Origin of the sequence: Kothea flammea (assembly GCF_052161645.1) — a bacterium.
GTDB lineage: Bacteria > Planctomycetota > Planctomycetia > Pirellulales > Pirellulaceae > Laterigemmans.
The window spans coordinates 6,792,322-6,811,805 of sequence record NZ_CP197414.1; the positions used below are offsets into that span (position 1 = coordinate 6,792,322).

16 protein-coding genes are annotated in these 19,484 nt (G+C 57.3%); 9 read left to right on the plus strand and 7 right to left on the minus strand.

Annotated features, from left to right (window positions below):
• The first annotated feature begins 333 nt into the window (after window positions 1–333).
• From aroF to gmk, 5 genes are all read left to right on the plus strand, one after another.
• On the plus strand, window positions 334–1,371 hold the full coding sequence (gene aroF, locus SH139x_RS25325) for a 3-deoxy-7-phosphoheptulonate synthase (protein ID WP_488352527.1): 1,038 nt from the start codon (window positions 334–336) through the stop codon (window positions 1,369–1,371).
• A complete protein-coding gene (tpiA, locus tag SH139x_RS25330) occupies window positions 1,368–2,129 on the plus strand; it encodes a triose-phosphate isomerase (protein WP_488352528.1) in 762 nt (253 codons plus the stop codon). The genes aroF and tpiA overlap by 4 nt, the downstream gene beginning before the upstream one ends.
• A 181-nt stretch (window positions 2,130–2,310) precedes the next feature.
• Window positions 2,311–2,859: a preprotein translocase subunit SecG gene (secG, locus tag SH139x_RS25335; RefSeq protein WP_488352529.1), complete on the plus strand. Its 549-nt coding sequence runs from the start codon at window positions 2,311–2,313 to the stop codon at window positions 2,857–2,859.
• Window positions 2,860–2,993: 134 nt separating this feature from the next.
• On the plus strand, window positions 2,994–3,878 hold the full coding sequence (locus SH139x_RS25340) for a YicC/YloC family endoribonuclease (protein ID WP_488352530.1): 885 nt from the start codon (window positions 2,994–2,996) through the stop codon (window positions 3,876–3,878).
• A gap of 34 nt (window positions 3,879–3,912) precedes the next feature.
• Window positions 3,913–4,551: a guanylate kinase gene (gene gmk / locus SH139x_RS25345; protein ID WP_488352531.1), complete on the plus strand. Its 639-nt coding sequence runs from the start codon at window positions 3,913–3,915 to the stop codon at window positions 4,549–4,551.
• Window positions 4,552–4,616: 65 nt separating this feature from the next.
• Here gmk and ispD read toward each other — a convergent pair whose 3' ends face one another.
• Window positions 4,617–5,363, minus strand: a complete 747-nt coding sequence (gene ispD, locus SH139x_RS25350) for a 2-C-methyl-D-erythritol 4-phosphate cytidylyltransferase (RefSeq protein WP_488352532.1) — start codon at window positions 5,361–5,363, stop codon at window positions 4,617–4,619.
• 8 nt (window positions 5,364–5,371) lie between these two features.
• Complete coding sequence (locus SH139x_RS25355) at window positions 5,372–6,577, minus strand: Gfo/Idh/MocA family protein (protein ID WP_488352533.1); 1,206 nt, start codon at window positions 6,575–6,577, stop codon at window positions 5,372–5,374.
• A gap of 204 nt (window positions 6,578–6,781) precedes the next feature.
• Here SH139x_RS25355 and SH139x_RS25360 point away from each other — a divergent pair, with 204 nt between their 5' ends.
• The gene (locus SH139x_RS25360) at window positions 6,782–7,348 is read left to right on the plus strand and encodes a hypothetical protein (RefSeq protein ID WP_488352534.1); all 567 of its coding nucleotides are present in this window, start codon (window positions 6,782–6,784) and stop codon (window positions 7,346–7,348) included.
• A 207-nt stretch (window positions 7,349–7,555) separates the two neighbouring features.
• Window positions 7,556–8,827, plus strand: a complete 1,272-nt coding sequence (locus tag SH139x_RS25365) for a GTP-binding protein (protein WP_488352535.1) — start codon at window positions 7,556–7,558, stop codon at window positions 8,825–8,827.
• A 12-nt stretch (window positions 8,828–8,839) separates the two neighbouring features.
• Here SH139x_RS25365 and lipA read toward each other — a convergent pair whose 3' ends face one another.
• From lipA to SH139x_RS25390, 5 genes are all read right to left on the minus strand, one after another.
• On the minus strand, window positions 8,840–9,757 hold the full coding sequence (lipA, locus tag SH139x_RS25370; RefSeq protein ID WP_488352536.1) for a lipoyl synthase: 918 nt from the start codon (window positions 9,755–9,757) through the stop codon (window positions 8,840–8,842).
• A gap of 198 nt (window positions 9,758–9,955) precedes the next feature.
• The gene (locus SH139x_RS25375) at window positions 9,956–11,764 is read right to left on the minus strand and encodes a HEAT repeat domain-containing protein (RefSeq protein ID WP_488352537.1); all 1,809 of its coding nucleotides are present in this window, start codon (window positions 11,762–11,764) and stop codon (window positions 9,956–9,958) included.
• Window positions 11,765–11,792: 28 nt separating this feature from the next.
• Window positions 11,793–13,448: an ABC transporter permease gene (locus SH139x_RS25380; protein ID WP_488352538.1), complete on the minus strand. Its 1,656-nt coding sequence runs from the start codon at window positions 13,446–13,448 to the stop codon at window positions 11,793–11,795.
• A gap of 98 nt (window positions 13,449–13,546) precedes the next feature.
• Window positions 13,547–14,536, minus strand: a complete 990-nt coding sequence (locus tag SH139x_RS25385; protein WP_488352539.1) for an ABC transporter ATP-binding protein — start codon at window positions 14,534–14,536, stop codon at window positions 13,547–13,549.
• Window positions 14,529–17,195, minus strand: a complete 2,667-nt coding sequence (locus SH139x_RS25390) for a hypothetical protein (protein ID WP_488352540.1) — start codon at window positions 17,193–17,195, stop codon at window positions 14,529–14,531. Before SH139x_RS25390 ends, SH139x_RS25385 begins: the two co-directional genes overlap by 8 nt.
• Before the next feature lie 586 nt (window positions 17,196–17,781).
• Here SH139x_RS25390 and SH139x_RS25395 point away from each other — a divergent pair.
• The gene (locus SH139x_RS25395) at window positions 17,782–18,261 is read left to right on the plus strand and encodes a SixA phosphatase family protein (RefSeq protein WP_488352541.1); all 480 of its coding nucleotides are present in this window, start codon (window positions 17,782–17,784) and stop codon (window positions 18,259–18,261) included.
• Between the two features lie 40 nt (window positions 18,262–18,301).
• A complete protein-coding gene (locus tag SH139x_RS25400) occupies window positions 18,302–19,477 on the plus strand; it encodes a metallophosphoesterase (protein ID WP_488352542.1) in 1,176 nt (391 codons plus the stop codon).
• Window positions 19,478–19,484 lie beyond the last annotated feature (7 nt).

Below are 19,484 nucleotides of genomic sequence, written 5' to 3' on the forward strand. Positions count from 1 at the left end.
GGTCTCCCAGCCCGTCTATTCTGCCAAAAAACTCCCAGAGCCTTTGGTCGCACGTTCGCTAACTCGTGCTCGTGCTGGTACCCCAATTGGCACGTCGCACAATTTGTTGCGACCAATCAGGGCAACTAGCTTGCACGACCCCAACGGGGTGGGTGCGCAAGACGGGCCTGGAGACCCTGCCCGCGTTTTCGCAAACCCGGAGCGGTACATTGGGGCGGAAACCGCTGCAACTCGGCTTGCCAGGAGGCCTCGACGTGCTTCGCACCAGTTTGTTACACTGGCGGGCTTGTTTTTGAGTCTTTTTCCGCCCCCGCACTTACTTCAGCCTCCGCCGTGATCCTGATTCTAAAGAGTGGCGTTTCCGAAGACCAGGTAACCCACGTGATTACGCGTGTCGAGTCGCTTGGCTTTCAGGCTCACCTCAGTCGCGGTACTTATCGCACCATCGTTGGCATTATTGGTGATGAATCCCAATTAACGCCCGAATCGCTGCGTGCCATTCCAGGAGTCTCCGACGTCATCCCCGTTTTGCCACCTTATCGTCTGGCCTCCCTCGAAGCGCACCCGGAACCGAGTGTGATCGATATTTCAGGAGTGAAAGTTGGTGGCGGAAATCTGCTGATGATCGCCGGCCCCTGTTCGGTCGAAGAGCCGGAGCGGATGGACCGGATTGCCGGGTTAGTGCGAGCGGCGGGAGCCAACGTCTTTCGTGGTGGTGCTTACAAGCCGCGGACCAGCCCCTATGCGTTTCAAGGTTTGGGCGAGGAAGGGCTGAAAATTCTCCGCGACGTCGGCCGCAAACACGGAATGCCGGTCGTCACCGAAGTCACCGACCCCCGCAATGTGGAATTAGTCGCCGAGTACGCTGACATGCTGCAGGTCGGTGCTCGCAACATGCAAAATTTTGTCCTGTTGACTGAGATCGGACGCAGCCAGCGGCCAGTACTGCTCAAGCGAGGCATGAGCGCCACGATCAACGATTTGCTGATGAGTGCCGAATATGTGCTCTCCCAAGGCAACGCCAACGTGGTGCTCTGTGAACGCGGCGTGAAAGGCTTCGACAGCTGCACGCGAAACTTGTTCGACGTGGCGGCGGTCCCCGTCTTGCATGGGCTCAGCCATTTGCCGGTGATCGTCGACCCCAGCCACGCCACGGGACGTCCCGATTTGATTCCGCCTTGCGCGTTGGCTGGCTTGGCCGCTGGCGCCGACGGAGTTCACATCGAAGTGCATGACTGCCCCGAAGAGGCCAAAAGCGACGGGCCACAAGCTTTATTGCCGCAACAATATGCGGCGCTGATGGAGCAAATCAAACAATTAGCTCCGATCTTTCACAAACAGATTTCCCCGCTACCTGGAGTCCCCGCGTGAGCCGACGAATTTTCGTTGCTGGCAACTGGAAAATGAACTTGCGAGCCAGCTCGGCCCTCGAGTTGGCTAAAGCGATCAGCGGCGGTTTGCCAGCCGAGCATTGCGAAGTGGCCGTCTGCCCACCGCACCTCTACGTACAAGCTGTCGCCAGCCTGCTCAGCGGAGCTTCCATCGGCGTGGGTGGGCAAAACATGATCGCCGCAGAAGATGGCGCTTTTACAGGCGAAGTGAACGCTGACATGCTGGTCGACGTGGGCTGCCAGTACGTGATCCTCGGTCACAGCGAACGGCGACAATTTTTCGGCGAAGTCGATTCCAAAGTTGCCGAGAAGTGCCTCGCCGCTTTGCGAGCCAAACTGACCCCGATCGTCTGCGTCGGCGAAACGCTCGAACAACGTGAAGCGGACCAGACCGAACAAGTGGTTGCCGAACAAGTCCGTGGATCATTGGCGGGGGTTTCAGCCAGCGACGCGCCGACCGTAGTGCTGGCCTATGAACCCGTTTGGGCGATCGGCACCGGGCGAACCGCCAGTCCCGAGCAAGCCGAAGCGGTGCACGCTATGATCCGTGAACTGCTGACTGACATGTACGGCTCGGTCGTGGCTCAACAAATGCGAATTCAATACGGTGGCAGCGTCAAACCGGGCAACGCCGCGGAATTACTCGGCCAACCAAACATCGACGGGGCCCTGGTCGGTGGAGCTAGCCTCAAAGCCGATGATTTCTTGCAAATTATCGCCGCCGCGCCACGATCGTAGGTCGTGGAGCGTAGGTTGCAGAACGTAGCTCCTACCCGAATTGATTCATACATTTTACAAAATAACCGAACCAACCGTGGCTAACGCCAAAACGGCTAACCAACCGCGGCTAGTGCCAAAACGGCTAACACCTCGGCCTCGGGCCTACCCCCAACTGCATCTTTTTTCCAAAGGTAACTCGATGTCCTTCAGTCTCTACGCAACCTTCCTCGGCACGCTGTTCGGCTGGTTGATGGCGCTGCTTTCCATTTTCCTGATCTTGCTGATTTTGGTGCAAAGAGGTCGCGGTGGTGGACTTACCGGAGCCCTGGGAGGCCCTGGTGGCCAGAGTGCTTTCGGCAGTAAAGCGGGGGACATGTTCACGCGAATCACTTTTACCGTAGCCGGCATCTGGATTTTGCTCTGCGCCCTCGCGATGTTCACACTTGGTAACGCCCGCAACGTGGTCATCGAAGACGACACTCCCGCACTCCGAGACCCCGCTGGCGAAGATGCTGCTCCGCTGCAGACGGACGCGGCCGGCGATGATTCCACCACCGGTATCGACCTTAGCACTTTGAACCAACTGGGCGACTCGCTGGGTGCACCTCCCTCCACCACTACCGAACCCCCAGCCGCCGACGAACCCCCAGCCGCCGACGAACCCCCAGCCGCCGACGAACCCCCAGCCGCCGACGAGACCCCAGCCGCCGACGAGACCCCAGCCGGTGACGAGCCAGCGGGCAATTAACTAACTGGTCGTCGCCGCGGGTAGCGGCCGACATCCGTTTGGCAAATTGTCGTCCCGGCTGGCTCATCTGAGTTGCTTTCGCCCCGGGACCACCTTTCGTTCCTGACAAAACGTTTATTGAAAGTCGATTGCCCATGCCGCGGAGCATGACTGGCCAAGGCCACGCCCATCACGAATCGTCGCTGGGTACATTCGTCGTGGAGTTGCGGACAGTCAACAACCGTGGTTTCAAGCTTTCGGCCCGTCTGGGCGACCAGCTGAATGTCTTGGAACCGCAAGTCGACGGGCTAGTTCGCGGACAAGTTCGCCGCGGTACGGTGCAGATGAACGTGCACTGGCGAAAAACGGGTGCCGCGGGCAGCTGTCAGATTGACCAGGATGTGATCAGGTCTTATTACCGCCAGCTCGACGCGCTCCGCGAGGAGTTGGGCTGTCGGCACGAAATCGATCTCTCCCGCTTGGCCACCCTCCCCGGAGCGCTCGTCGATACGATTGCCGGCGACTATGACCAAGAAGCGGTTTGGCGAGAATTGGCGGCGGCGATCACAGCCGCGATTCTAAATTTGAACAGCATGCGCGATCGCGAGGGAGCCGCTATGGGGCGGCAACTGGAAAGTGATCTCAGGCTGATGACGTTAACGCTCGGCAAAATTCGTTCGCGGGCCCCGTTGGTGATCGACAATTACCGCGATCGTCTGCGCACTAAAGTCGACAGCTATTTGCGGCAGGAGGGAGTCAGCGTGGAAACTCCAGAATTGTTACGAGAAGTGCAGATCTATGCCGATCGTAGCGATATTAGCGAGGAGATTACACGTCTCGACAGCCACATTGTTTTGTTTAATGAGGCCTTATCCGCCGCTGAATCGAGCGGTCGTAAGCTAGACTTTGTTATTCAGGAAATGCTACGCGAGACAAACACCATCGGCAGCAAAGCCAGTGATGCTGAGATTGCTCACTGCGTGGTAGAAATTAAATGCACCCTGGAACGGATGCGTGAGCTGGTGCAGAACATCGAATAAGAAACATCGAATCAGTAGTTGGAGTTTGCAAGACATGCCCGTCGAAACGATTCATCCCGCCCCTGGTCGTCTGGTGATTATATCCGGACCGAGCGGAGCTGGAAAAAGCAGCATCGTGCGACGCTTGCTAACCCATTGCCCACTCCCCTTAGTACTCAGCGTGTCAGCCACCACGCGTGCTCCGCGGCCGGGCGAGCAAGATGGCCGTGAGTACCACTTTCTCGACAATGATCGCTTCGCTGAGTTACGTCGCAAAGGCAAATTTCTGGAATGCAAAGAAGTTTTCGGGCGAGGCGTTTGGTACGGCACGCTGGCCGAACAAGTGGAGACCGACCTGGCTGCTGGCAAATGGGTGATCTTGGAAATTGATGTCGAAGGCGCCGCCTCAGTGATCGCTTCGGAGACGAGCCCGGTCACGATTTTCGTTCATCCCGGTGGAATGGAAGAGCTGGAAACGCGGTTGCGAAATCGGGGCACGGAAAGCGAAGAGGCGATTCTCAGGCGGCTGGAAGTAGCTCGCCAAGAGATGCAAGCGCTCGCCTGCTATCAACACGAAGTTATCAATCATGACCTCGATGGTGCCGTCCGCGACATCTGCAATATTCTGGAGAGTTATCGCTCGCGGCAATTACCGCCATCACAGCTCCCCCAATCACAACATCTCTGTGGCTAGCGCCAAAACCGCTAACAATCCGTTAGCCGTTTGGCCGCTAGGCCCGGTTCCCGTTTTGAACCCAACTAATCGCGGGCAGCAAACAGCGCCTTAGCGATGCTCAAATCATCGCTGACCGTAATCTTTAAATTCATTGGCGAGCCTTTCACCAAACTCACCGCATGCCCCATTCGCTCGACCAATTGGGCGTCGTCGGTGACTGGAAATCCACGCCATTTGGCGTAGGCTCCGCGAATTAACTCCGCGCGAAAAACTTGCGGGGTTAAAGCTTCCCAAAGCTGACTGCGATCGACCGTTGCTTGCACTTGAGCGATTTCGGCCGCGTTCCTCGGCGGCTGTTGCCGTTTGATCGTGCCGCGGACGCGAGTCGCCAGCAGGGCGGCGCCGGTTTCGGCGGCCGCCGCGAAGACTCGCCCGATATCATCGCCACTGATCAAGGGGCGTGCCGCATCATGAATGGCGATCCAGGCAGCCCGCTCCGCCGCGGCCAAGCCCGCCAGCACGCTATCGGCACGTTCAGCGCCACCAAGCACCAACCGAGCATCGAGCAGCTCGATGGCTGATTGAAATTGTTCGCGCCAAATGGGCTCATCAGCGGGATCGATCACCAAAACAATCGTCCCCACCTCGGGCCGCCGGCGGAGCGCGGCGGCCGCGTGGAACCAAACTGGACGATCATCCAGCAGTTCGAAAATCTTCTTGCCGGAGCCGCCGAACCGACGGCTCTTCCCGGCCGCCGGCAAAATTGCGGCGACCGAACCTGGCGGCCAGATCGGCGACAGCGGAGCCTCGGAGATCCGACTTGAACTCACCTCGGGAATCACCGCCTGGCTCGCTCGTGCTGCAGCGGCAGCCAGACGCCATTTTCAGCGCTGCTGGAGACACACTGCTGAATGAAGTACATCCCTTCGACACCGTCGTGCACGTTTGGATACACCGTATTCCGCTTTTCAAAATCTTGCCCATTAGCCCGCAAGACCATGGCGTCAAAAGCGGCCGTGTAGACGTTGGCAAAGGCTTCGAAGAAACCTTCCGGGTGACCGGCGGGCAAACGACAAGCGGCAGCCGAGACGGGGCTGATAAAGGGCGCGTTGGGATCGCGGGTGTAAATTTTATGGGGTTGACCGTTTTGGCGAACGATCATTTCGTTGGGGTTTTCTTGCCGCCACACCAACGATCCCTTGGTGCCATCGATTTCAATCAGCACGTCGTTCTCTCGCCCATGGCTGATCTGCGATGCGGTGACCGTTCCTAGCCCACCATTGTCGTATTTGATGACCGCGGTGCCATAATCGTCCAACTTGCGGCCTTCCACAAACGTCCGCAAGTGACAGCTGAGCTCGGCGGGAATCAAACCCGTCATGTAGCGGCCCAAGTTGAAGGCGTGCGTGGCGATGTCACCGAAACAACCAGCGGCACCACTCTTGCTGGGATCGGTTCGCCAGGACGCTTGTTTTTGCTCTTCGTCTTCCAATTTATTGCGCAGCCAGCCCTGAATGTATTGCGCGCGAACCGCGTTAATTTCCCCCAATTCGCCACCGAGAATCATCTCACGCGCTTGGCGGACCAGCGGATAGCCAGTGTAATTATGCGTCAACGCGAAAACGACGTCGGAGTTATCGACGACAGCCGCCAATTCCTCGGCCTCCCGCAGGTCAAATGTCATCGGTTTGTCGCAAACCACGTTGAAACCAGCTTTCACGGCCGCCAAAGCGACTTCGGCATGGGTGTGGTTGGGAGTGGTGACGCTGACAAAATCGATCCGTTGATCGGCGGGCAACTTGGTTTCCGCATCGATCATTTCTTCATACGAGCTGTACGCGCGGGCCTCGTCGATGTCGTAACTTGGTGCGGAGGCTTTGGAACGCTCGGGGTTGCTCGAGAGTGCCCCGGCGACGACTTCCGCGCGGTTGTCCAGACAAGCGGCGATCGAGTGGACGCGACCGATGAACGAGCCCGAACCTCCACCGACCAAGCCCATGCGAAGTTTGCGTCCCAAGGGGGCGTTGACTGCTGTATCACTCATCGTGCGGGGTTCTCCGAATTGTCGGGGTTAAATGTTCGTGGGGGTTGAAACAAGTGGATCAGCGCATTTTTGCGGACATCCACCGAATTCGCATCGTAAGGGGGCGCAGGTTTACGTACAATCCAAGGGGCCCTAGAGCTTTTCGTCCACGACGCGTCGGCGGTAGCCGATGCGAGGTATCCTCTGTGAGGGAGATTTTAAGCGATGAAGATTTGCTGCGCCAAACCGCTGTTGACCGGACTTGTACTGGGCGTCACCGTGACTGCGGCAACGCTGCTCGGTTTCCTGCTCGGACGCCAATCGACAGCCGAACAGATATCGTTGGCTCATCCCTTCGCAGAACTCGATGCGACCTCGGGAGTCAGTGGCGAACAATTCTCCATGGCCACCGGACCAATCAGCGCCGACGCCGATGGCATCTTTGTGCTCGATCACGCGTCGGGGTTGCTGCAGTGCAACGTGCTCTACCCGCGAGCCGGACAATTCGGGGCCGCCTTCCAGTGCAACGTCAAAGAAGCGTTACCTAGCGTCGGGAAAAACAGCAAATATTTGATGGTTATCGGAGCGGCCCAGTTTCCCGGTGCTTCCAACCGCGGCGGTTTCGCCAATTGCGTCGTCTACGTGCTCGATGAATCGACCGGCGCCTACGCCTGCTACAGCATCCCCTTCAACAGATCAATGGTGAACTCCGGCGCACCGCAAATGGGTGTCATGCTCCCAGTTGCCAGGGGTCAAGCCCGCGTGGCACTCGACCGCGATGCGCTCAGGTAAACCCTAGTAGGTAAACCCAGGCAAACCGACGGTTTTAGTCACTGGAAACCATTGCACCACCACTACACTTGCACTGCGATTGCGAGTAGGATTAATCAACCGGGCGCGTCTTGAGTTGTGCCCGCTATCGTTCGCCCCCGCGACGATACCCGCCGCAGGCCGGTGGGCAGACCGATTTTCCGCTCGTAATGGTGTTAGTCTAGTCGCATGATTTCAAACACTTCCGCTGATACGCGGCTTCCCGTAACCGTGCTCTCAGGATTTTTGGGGGCTGGCAAGACAACGCTGCTGAACCATTTGTTGAGCAACCAAACTGGCTTGCGTGTGGCGGTGATTGTCAACGACATGAGCGAAATCAACGTCGATGCGCAGCTGGTACGCGAGGGCCAAGCCGCGCTCACTCGCGCTGACGAACAGTTGATCGAAATGTCCAACGGTTGCATCTGCTGCACCCTCCGCGAAGATTTGTTGATCGAAGTCGCCAAACTGGCCGAAGCGGGACGGTTTGACTATCTGCTGATTGAATCGACGGGGATTTCAGAACCGATGCCCGTCGCCGAGACTTTCACTTTTACCGACGAGCTGGGACATCGTTTATCTGACTTGGCCAAGCTTGACACGATGGTCACGGTCGTTGATGCCGCCAACTTCTTCAACGACTTTTCATCCTGGGATGATCTCGTTGATCGCCAAATGGGGATGAATGACGAGGACAAACGGAACGTGGTTGACTTGTTGGTTGACCAACTCGAATTCGCCAACGTCATCGTGCTCAATAAAGTGGACCTGGTGGAACCGTTTCAAGCGGAAAGCTTGAAAGCGGTGATTGCCAAGCTGAATCCCCACGCCAAACTGGTCCAGTGCGTTCGCGGCCAAGTCGATCCGGCAGCAGTCTTGGCGACCGGTTTATTCAGCGAGTCGGCGGCGGCCGAACAAGCAGGTTGGCTGGAAGTGCCCCGCGGGCAAGAGGAAGCGGAAACCGACGAGTATGGGATTACCAGTTTTGTCTATCGCTCCCGCCGCCCTTTTCACCCCCAGCGGCTTTCGGCAGCCTTGGACTTGGACGAAGGTGTGTTAGCCGGTGTGTTGCGCAGCAAGGGACTGATCTGGATCGCCTCCCGTCACGAACACGCTTACCGCTGGTCGCAAGCTGGCGTTTCAATGGAGCTGAGCCCGGTCGGCCTATGGTGGGCCTGTGTCCCAGAAGAAGAATGGCCCGAGGACGAAGCGTTTGAGGCGGAAGTCCGCAGTTGTTACCAAGGAGAATATGGTGATCGCCGCCAAGAACTGGTCTTCATCGGCATCGAGATGGACGAACTGAAGATCCGCGAGTTGCTCGATCAAGTTTCCTTGACCGAGCAAGAGTGGCTGCTCGGCCCTGAGCAGTGGTCTCAATTTCCCGACCCATTTCCGGCAATCGAAATCGATGACGAAGAAATGCTCGATGCGGAAGACGACGCATCGTCCGCCAATCGTTAACAGGCCACGCCGTTAGTGGTTTTCCACCATGTCGCGGGCGTGATAGCTACTGCGGACAAAGGGGCCGGAAGCGACCTCTTTAAAGCCCATCTCGCGAGCAACTTGCCCTAGCTCGTCGAACTCTTCCGGAGCCACGTAGCGGACAACGGGGAGATACTTGTCACCAGGTTGCAAGTATTGCCCCAGCGTCAAGAAATCGACGTCGTGCTCCAGTAAATCGGCGAAGGCGGCCAGCAATTCATCTCGCGTTTCACCGAGCCCCAGCATCAAGCCGCTTTTGGTACGGGTCGTCGGATTCAGCTCCTTGACTCGCCGCAGCATCTCCAGCGTCCACTGGTAATCGCTCTTCGGACCACGGACTCGGCGGTACAGCCGGGGGACTGTTTCCATGTTGTGATTAAAGACTTCGGGAGCCGCTTGCATGACGATCTCGAGCGCTTCTTTGCAGTGCACAAAATCGGGAGTTAAGACTTCGATCGCCGCGTCGGTGCGCTGGCGAATCGCTTCGATGCAGAGCCGGAAATGGTTAGCTCCCCCGTCGGGCAGATCGTCCCGCGTGACGCTGGTGATAACCACGTGCTTCAGCCCCAACCGCGCGGTGGCCTCCGCCAAGCGTTCTGGTTCGTCCGCTTCGGGAGCCGCTGGGGGACGCCCCCGTTGGACCGCGCAAAATCCGCACGGCCTCGTGCAGATGTTCCCCAAGATCATGAAGGTGGCAGTCAGCTGACTGTAACATTCCATGCGGTTGGGGCATTTGGCATTGTCGCAAACAGTCTCCAGCCGCAACTCTTCCAGCAAGCCTTCGGTAAAGTGGTTGGCGTTTCCCTTGGGGATCGGTCGCTTCAACCACTTTGGTAAACGCCCGCTGCCACTGACCTCCGCACCTTCGGGAAGTTCTGGAGCTGCGATTACGGGGAGTCGAAATGCCATTAAAGCCCTTTCTGTGTTGCCTGTGCGACAGGTAACCGACGGTAACCCGATCGCCTGCCAAATGAGAATGCGACGTGTCTAATAAAAAACCGTCTTGGCATCCAGCCGACAACGAAATTCGCTTAGGTAACGTCGTCCATCCAGGATAGTCAATTGGCGAAATTCGCCCACCACCCCCAGTAGCCATTCTGTTCAAAATCACTCATCCAGGGGCTGCAAGAACCAACCAGCGACGGTCCGCGACTTCTGTTCCAAGGGTGGGATGGGAGTCCCGTTGATCTCGCGAACCGCCCAGGCACAGCGGCGGCCGACAAAGTTGCTACTCCCCTCGACTCGCTGCCATCTAGCCAGCATTTCGAGCGATTCATTCGATTTCATCCGGCCAAGTGCCACTGCGGAAAAGGCACGCACCTCATTCGACTCCGGCGGCGTGGAATTCGCATCGGCGAGCCTACCCTCGAGTTGATCGCGGATCCCAGGATCAATCGCACCTTCCTGCAAAAATCCAATGGACCACACGGCCGCGGTGCGGCAAAGCGGTAAATAGGGCACCCCCTTGGGAATCAATTCCACCAGAAAGGCTTCTGCCGGCTTGTGACGCATCATCCCCATCGCTTCTACCAGATGCGTAAAGGTCTGCGTGCGATCGGGGTCCCAAGCACTATCCAGATCCCGCCCCATTTTCTCCATAGCTTGATTCATGCGGGGCATCCAAGCTTCGATTGCCAGGGTTTTGAGACTCCAGGCAGCTGTGATCTGCACTGCCGCTCGTGGGTGGTCCAGCAGTTCAAAGTAACGATCGACCGCGTCGCGAACTTCCAACTTGGTGAGCATCAGTATCGCCTGTTCCAACCCTCGCCAGTCGTCAGCAGCCAACACTTCGCCAGCATTTTCGATAACTTGCGCGGTCAACTGCGGGTCTTCCGCATAAGCCAACAGCACCTCGCGAGCCGCCACGCGAACCGAGTTGATGGGGTCACTGAGGATCGGCTGCAGTTGATCAACAGCCAGCGGAGAGGGGGCTGTTGATAAACCACGCACGGTCAGCAGACGCACGCGGCTGTCAGAATTTTGCAGCAGTTGCGAAGCGTTCGCGACCACCCGTGCTGGGGCGACTTCCAATAAACGTTCGATCGCCAAGCCAGCCGCCGTTCCCTCGGAACACAGCGCATAGCGTTCCAGTAGGTCAATCGCTGCGGGAGTGTCTTGCTCCGACAGCAGAGCGGCTCCCACGATCCGGTCAACGCGTAATTCGCTGACAGCATCACCACTGGCCGCATCACCACTGTCCGCACCGAGCAAGTTGGCTGACCACTCCAGCACTTGACCACTGTCTTGAGCGCAACGTGCCAGCGATCGCGCTGCCGCCAGCCGCAGGGTGACTGGTCGGCTGCCTGGCAACGCCAGTGCGCGGAGCGCCGGCACTGCTCTTGGTTCGCCGATCTCGCCCAACATTTCGATGGCCATCTTCAGCAAGGCGTGGTTTGCTTTTCCCGATGCCACTCGCTGCAACCACACTTCGCGAATCGGTTGATAATCCCAGCGAGCCAACGCCGGTTCGACGGTCAGAGTCAGCATTTGCGGGCCGAGCCGAGCTTGCTCGAACAACAGCTCGGCATATTCCTTGGCATCCAATTCCGCCAAGGTGGCTGCGGCAGCCACTCGCGTCCGCTCCTGTTCTTGGGGGTTCTTCAGCAAATCGGCCAAGCCATTGATCAGCTCCGGTATCGGCTCCATCCCCATCGCGTGAGCCTGCCGCACCGAATCGGCGACTTCCCGCCGCAAGTCGGTTTCGGGACTGCTCAACGCGGTGACCCATAGCTGTTGAAATTCCAGTGGCCAAGTCAACTCTGTCTCGGCCATGATAATTTCAGGGTCTTCCATGTGTATCCAGCTGACCATTGGGTCGGGCAGGTACGCGGCATCTCCGCGGGCGATACTCGCCAACAGCACCAAGCTGCAAAAAACCCCCAGCAGCGGGCATCCCAAGCTTCGTCTCGCTGACATTGAAAACCTATTATAGAAAAAGGGCATTTTATTCGGGACGGGTCAGTGCTTGCACGCGGAAGCTGGCCATGGCAAACAACAACAGGGTCATAATTCCAGCTAGCCACCACGAGAGTGGAACCAAGTCATAGGCTTGAAAACCGGGTACGTTAAACACGCTGAGCGCGGCCGCCATCGGGTTCAGCCTCAAGGCGTTTTCCACCGTTGCAAACCCGAAGGGAGCATCACGCGCGAGCCAAATCAACAAGGTACCACCGAACAATCCTAAGACGGCGATGTAGGCAGCCGTTGTGGCCGCTGCAGTGCGGCGAAACATACAGCCGACTGTCGCGCTCAACATCATCGCCAACAAGCCGGCGATCAATAAGCAAACGAGCGCGCGAACTACCTGCAGCCACAGCGTCGGCTGGATGTAAATCATCACCGCATAGCCAGGCAAAGTGGCCAACAACATTAAACATAAGGTCCACAGCACGCTCATGATTTTGCCCCGCACGATCGCTCCGCCGCTCAGCGGTGTCGCTCGCAGCAGCGGCCAGGCACCATTCTCGATCTCGCCGCTGATTAAACCGGCTGCCAAACTGGGCATGAAAATCACAATCAACGCGACTTGCAATAACACCAGCGGCCCACCGACAACTTCCAATTCCCACTGGATGGCGCCAGTCGTTACGGAAAAAGCCAAAAACAACGAGAGCACCGCGCAACCACCGATCAGCCGCAGCATCCAATGCGAACGTCCGAATCTGCGGGTGCGAAACTCCTTGACCATGATCGGATTTACCCAATTGGAAATTGCCCGGCTGCGGCGATTGGGATCGATCAAAAAGAAGACTCGCCGAGCGGTTCGCACACCGACACCCGAATCATCGGTGATCCGACCTTGGCTGCGTGCTCGATCTAACAAATGATATTGCAGTCGTGAGATCGTAATGCCCATAAAGGCTGCAATCGTGACCACAGCCAAGATAAGGTATCGCGCCACGACGCTGAGACCGACGGCCGCCTGGCTGGAACCAATGTCCCCTTGGCCGACAATCTCCATCATCGCTGGGATCGGCGAAAGCGCTCGCACCCAACTGGAAAGATCGGCAATCAAATCTCCCGCTTGCTGAAAGAAAAAGTAGGGTGCCAAAGTCAACACGGCCAACGCCAGCACGCAACCATAAGTCACCCGCACCGCCGAGTCGGCCGAGGCTGCCAGGCTGCTGACCAACAACCCCAGCGTGGCATACTGAATCGCCACCACCAACAACAAACCATATAAAGTCAACAACTGACCGGTCAGCGAAATTCCTCCCATCGCGTAACAGGCCGCCGCCGAGGGCAAAGTAATCGCCATCAGCAAAATGGCGAACGCCACCACCCCCACCAATTTGCCCGCATAAATCGAATGCGATTTCAAAGGTGAATTGAGCAACAGCGCTAGTGTGCCGCGACGACGTTCGTGGACCAGCGAGGTGGCTGGAAAAATCGGTGTTAACAACACGGTCGCCGCCAGCAGGCCATAAGCAAACAACCGGAACACATGTTGAGCGTTTTCACCCGATAGATCGACCCTCGCCTCACTCGGCCAACGCAACAAGATCAAACCGGTAAAAAGCAAAGCGACAACCAACTGTACCGCGAGCGCCTTGCGGGTTCGCAGAATGGAAACCCATTCACGCTTGAGAATTGCAAACACAAAATAATCCGAAGCAAGAAACGAGGTAATTTAAAATCGCCTTTCGCTCCGCGAAAGTCTAAGCAAACAAACACCCTGGCCACTTATCTGCTGGCCACTTAACTGCTGGCCACCGGCGCGGCTTGTGCCGCTGCGGCATCTTGGCGAATCACCGAGAGGAAAGCATCTTCCAAATCGGACTGCAATTCACGGAATTGGGAGACCCGCACCCCGGCCGTAATCAGACCGCTGAGCGTGTCACTTAACTCGTCGTCGTTACGCGTGGTTTCAAACCGCAACGTTGCCTCGGCAACTGACGTCGTCATGGTTTCACCTTCATGCAGCAAGCCGACCAACGCGTCCCCCGCCACTTTGACCGCCGCGTCGGTTGGCAGTTGCACTTCGATCGTTCGCCGCTGACTCAAGTCGCGCATGATCTGCTCGAGCGAACCGTTGGCTCGCAATTTTCCTTGCGTAACAATCGCCACGCGATCACAGATGCGGGCCAACTCGGGCAAAATGTGGCTGGTCACGATCAATGTTTTTCCACTCGCTGCCAATTGCAACAACAACTCCCGCATTTCAATCCGAGCTTGCGGATCCAAGCCGTTGGCCGGTTCGTCAAAGATCAACACTTCGGGATCATGCAGCAGAGTTCGCGCGATGCCGACCCGCTGCTGCATCCCGTGGCTGAGACTCTCCACATAGCGGTCTTGCATGTAGGTGCTGTTAGTAATCTCCAGGACTTCACCGATCCGCTTGATTCGCTTTGCCCGGGGGATGCCAAAGGCGGCACCAAAAAAGTCCAAATACTCGCGGACTCGCATGTTGTCATAAGAACCGAAGCCGTCGGGCATATAGCCCACCAGGTGTTTGATCTTATCGGACTCGCGGGCGCAATCATGGCCGGCGATCTTGGCAACTCCAGAGGTTGGCTTGGCTAGGCCCACCAAAATTTTAATGGTGGTCGTTTTGCCCGCGCCATTCGGCCCGATGAAGCCCAGGATCTGTCCCCGGTCAACCGTGAGGCTGAGGCCGTCGAGCGCCACGAATTCGCCGTAGCGTTTTCCTAGGTTGTTGATTTCAACGACAGTCTCAGTGCTACTCATGATCGACTTCTCCCGCGACCGCCGTGGTCGTTCCATAAATATCAAGACGAGCTGAACGGATTGTCCAGCCACTATTGGCCATCGTTACTTGCTCAACTTCGGTCGTTAATTCACCCACTTCGTAATCCAAGGTGATGCCCCCTTCAGCGTCGATCGCTAAACCATCGGCGACCGACAAATCAAACTTCAATTTGCCCGAGGGATTGGTTCGCTCCAGCAACTTGGTCCGTTGACCATCAACCACGCAATACAGCGCGAGTACCCGCGAGGGCATGTTGCAATCAATTGTCAAACCCACTCGCTGTAGCTCCATTGGCAAAGCGGTGGTTGGTACTTGGTAGCGAATCCGCGAGACGGTCGACTGCGAGTTCGGATAGACCCAACTTTGCGTTTGATTGTTAAAGACGGTTGATTGACCAAACTCGCTGAGCAGAGCGCGGGCGCGAACTAGCGTGGCGGGAATGCTGACCGATTCGCCCACCGGCGTCGGTTCCAGCTCGAGCGGAATCGCCACCAATGCAGCCCCCGTCTGCTCCAGCGACGCCGGCCACTGAATGGCTTTGGCCAAGCCTTCCGACCAGGCGACTAATAAAGGTTCTTGTCCCGGAGTTGCTTGATACTGAGTAATCCAAGCTTGCAAAATTTCCATCCGCCGGCGCTGCTCATCGCTCAATAATCCATCGCTGAAAAACTGACCGTCGGCCAACATATCATCAACCGCCGCGGTGAAACTGCCGTCCGATTGGAGGTTGGCGGCCAGCGGGGGAGCGTTGGGAAACAAGATCAAACCGTCGCTAAAATCCCAAGGTTTTTTGGCCGCGGTGTTACTGGCCGCGGTGTTACTATCTGCGTTGTCGTTGTCCGCTTGAGCATTCCCACTGGCGGCGAGATTTCCGCCACCGAGCAAACCGCTGAGGCCGTCGGGCGTTAGTCTGGCGGTGGCTTGCAGGGGATATGGCAAACTACCACCGTGGCGAGTTTGCACCAGTTGGACCCCGGGTGGCAGTTCGGTGTCGGTCCATCGCCAACGATCCGCATCGCTCCACTGAATGTCTCGAATTTTCCCTCGCAGCTTGGGGAGGTCGGGATCGATTCGGGTGCCGATTGTGGAACGCAAGTCGGCGATCGTTTCGTCAGGTTGATAAAGCGCGACGGTGCCTGCAGAGGTGTATTCACCCGTTTCAGGAATGATCCGCACGATCTGCTGCGAAGATGCCGTTGGAGGAACTGCTTGGCGACTGGACCAACCAGCTGCCACGATGATCACCGTCGCCAACAACCCGAGCGTCACGGTGACCCAGGAAAGATGCTCCAGTCGTCCCAAGGTGCTGAGCAAAGTCCCAGTGAGGGCAATCGCTGCGCAAAACCCTAACAGGATCGCCAACACATAACCGCGGGAGGGAATCTCATAACCGATTCGGTCGGTGACGTAAACGGCTTGCAGCTCGGGGGCAATTTGCGGAGCCGCCGGGGGCCTCAGAAAGCGCGCCGCCAAATCGCGGAGCGGTTCGGTGGCCATAAAGTCGGTGTAATTTCGTGGGTCCGAAAAAGGTGGATCGTTGGCGTCGTGGGGACGAATCCAGCCGTCGGCGCTGAGCGTCGTGACAATCACTTCGCCTTCACCAAAGGGAATCACGAACGCCGCTGGCCAGCCATCAATTTCAAACAAGACTTGAGCGTTATCCACCATCAAGCGAATCAACTCCACGGGTTGCTCCAACTCGCGCCGAAACGGCTCGCTCGCGACCGCAAAACCGGTCAGCTTGATCGCAAACTCGGTCAACTCGACTCGATCAATCTCTTCAACTTGATAAGCGCCACCGAGCAACTGCCGCAGCATCATCTCATCGACGGTATTCAGTTGCACCCAGATGCGTCCCCCTTCGGACAACCATTGTCGCAAAGAGCGAATTGCGGCTGAATCACGATTGAGGCGGTCACCCACGATCACGACATACTTTAGCGCATCCCAGCCTTCCACGGTCGGCGGCAACAACCGCTCATTGATCATGTTCAAGGTGCGGTTGAGACCCCGCGATTGGCGAAGCGCAAGAATCGCTTCATAAGGCAAATATTTTTCATTTGCCCGCATTTGGGGGCTGACGTTGTTGTCAATATAAGCCATTGCCCCGCGGGGAGTCTGTTTTGTTAAAAACGCGTCCCCAGTCCCCAGTGACTTACCGTCGTTGAGCACCTCGCCAACGATTTCTCGCGTAATATCAGCCGCCACTCGACCTTCGTCGGTCCCCGCCGCGAATTGCGGTTGTGCGGCCACTTGCGCCCCGGCGGCAGCGTGTCCCGCCGCTCCGGGAGAATGTCCCGCCGCTCCAGCCGACGCGATTCCAGCGGGCAAGGTTCCAGCGGGCGGGGTTTGCTGAGCCAAACCGGCGTTATCCTGGCCGCCGAGCTCTTTACGATCTGGCAGGTAGATTGGCAGCCAAGAGGTGCGCACCGATTTTGCTGGTACCCAAATTTCTCGGCTGTAACGCAACTCGGGCGTATCACGCACCGAGACGCGAACGCCAACCGTGTCGGCTTCATCACCCGAGTTGCGCGCCACCACGCGGACCAATCCCCAGCGGCCCGGCGTATATGATCGCACTCCCATCGGGCTGCCAGCGGTCAACACGGTAATGTCCCCATCGTCGGAGCCTGTCACCGATGTCTCGTCCGCGGATGTCTCTGCCGCTGGTGTTTCTGCCGCTGCGGAATCGGGTTTGGAATCCGGTTCAGAATCTTCTTGTGCCACCCAACTGGTGGCCTTCGCACTTTGCCACGTAGCCGGCCCGAGTAAGAAGCAGAACAAGACACAACACAGCAGGCTGCCCGGGCAGGTCAGAAACCGACGAGTTTGCATGGGGTGCGACGGAGCAGGTGGAACAGACGAGTAAGGCCAACGCCCTCAGCATACCGCTCCATCACGGCTGGCACAAATCGCCGAAAGCAATTTTCATGGCCATTAACAGGCGACTAACGGGGCAGTTTCACGTCCAATATCCGCTTGGGCTGACTGACTTCAATCGACCGGCCAGTCGAATGTCGCACCGCACGACGCCATAATATCACCGGGCTCGCGGTGGGGAACCTTTCCAGTATCCCCGATTCGCGGTACTCTCCATCCCGGCTGGGGCCCAATTTGCGAGCCTCGGTTCTCCGCGAGGTGCCGGATGGTTTGAGCTTTACACGCGCAGCATTCATTCCGTGAATGAGAAAGGCATGATATTTTCGTGGGACAACTTATTTTAATGCGGCACGCTAAAAGCGACTGGAACGATGCCGCGGCAACCGATCATGATCGCACGCTGAATGATCGCGGACGACGCGACGCGCCCCGAATGGCAACTTGGTTGCTGCAGCAAACCGAGTTACCCGAGTTGATTTTGGCATCGACCGCGGTGCGTGTCAGCCAAACGCTGGACTTATTAATGACAAGCTGGCCGAGCCAACCACCGGTGCACCCCTTGGAGTCACTTTACTTGGCCGCGCCGGAAACCATCCTCCGCACCTTGCAGACAGATACGCTGGGATTGTCGCGTGTGATGATCGTGGCTCACAATCCAGGCTTGCAGATGTTGGCCAACCAGCTGGCCGGAGAACACTTTGACTTTCCCACGGCGGCGATCGCGATTTTTGACTTTGACGACATAGATTGGACGCAACTATCACACTCCACACCAGCCCGCCTATCCGCTTTTGGCACTCCCAAAGGTATCGCCACTAGTTGACTCGCAATCTTTGCGGCAAACGAGACGGAAGAGAATATTCATGGCATTGTTTTTTTGGTGGCTGCTTACCGGTTTCGTAATTCTCGGTCACTTTGCGCTACATTTATGGATCTATAACCGGATCAACGCCACCGGGCTGCCGCGGAGGGTGATCAAGGTGATTAAATATTTCTTCGAGTTGACCTGTTTGATCATTCCCATCGCAGTTGCTGTCTGGGCCAGCCCCACCTTGCTCTCAATCTATCAAGGGAACGTGGTGGCCAGCGAAATTCCTGTGCCATTGTTTTTATATGGTCTGCTCTGTTTGGGATATGTGATCGCCTGCGGTCCCAATTGGTTGATGTCACGCCCCGCCCTCAATCGTGACGCTTTCACAACGCCCAGCGAAGTCAAACTTTACGACGTGCAAGCGGCCAGCGCCACACCGCTGGCGATCACAACAAAGTGTCGCGTCATGTCGCGGTTGCCAATGAACCAAGTCTTTCAGTTGGCTGTGGAAGAAAAACAATTGCCCGTGATTGGTCTGCCGAATGGTTTGGATGGTTTTAAGTTGGCGCACTTTTCTGACGTGCATTTGACCGGGCATGTCTCGCCGCAATTTTATCGATATTGCCTCGACCACGCGGTCGCCTGGCAACCCGACATGATCGCGCTCACAGGCGACGTAATCGACAAACATCATTGCTTAGATTGGCTGCCGGCCTGTTTTTCCACCGCGGGGGCCAAACATGGTTGCTATTTTGTGCTGGGCAACCATGACTTGCGCATCGCCGATCCGGGAGAAGTTCGCCGCCGAATGCAGGCGATTGGTTGGACCGATCTCGGAGGCCAGCGGCAAGACATCCAGCACGGGGGAGTGGCCATCGAATTAATGGGCAATGAGTCCCCCTGGTTTCCTCCCCCCGAGCTGACTTTAGAGCAAGCGAATGACGTCAGCAAATACCGCCTGTTGCTCAGCCATTCCCCCGACCAAATCGACTGGGCACGCCGTCACAACGTGGGTCTGATGTTGGCCGGACACACACATGGTGGCCAAGGCCGCCTGCCCTGGATCGGCCCCGTCTTGTCACCGAGCTACTATGGCAGTCGCTATGCCTCGGGCACTTTTTTTCTACCGCAAACGACGATGCACGTCAGTCGCGGACTCAGCGGCGTGCACTTAATGCGAATCAACTGCCCACCGGAACTCGCCTTAATCACGCTCCGCAAAGCCTAATCATGCT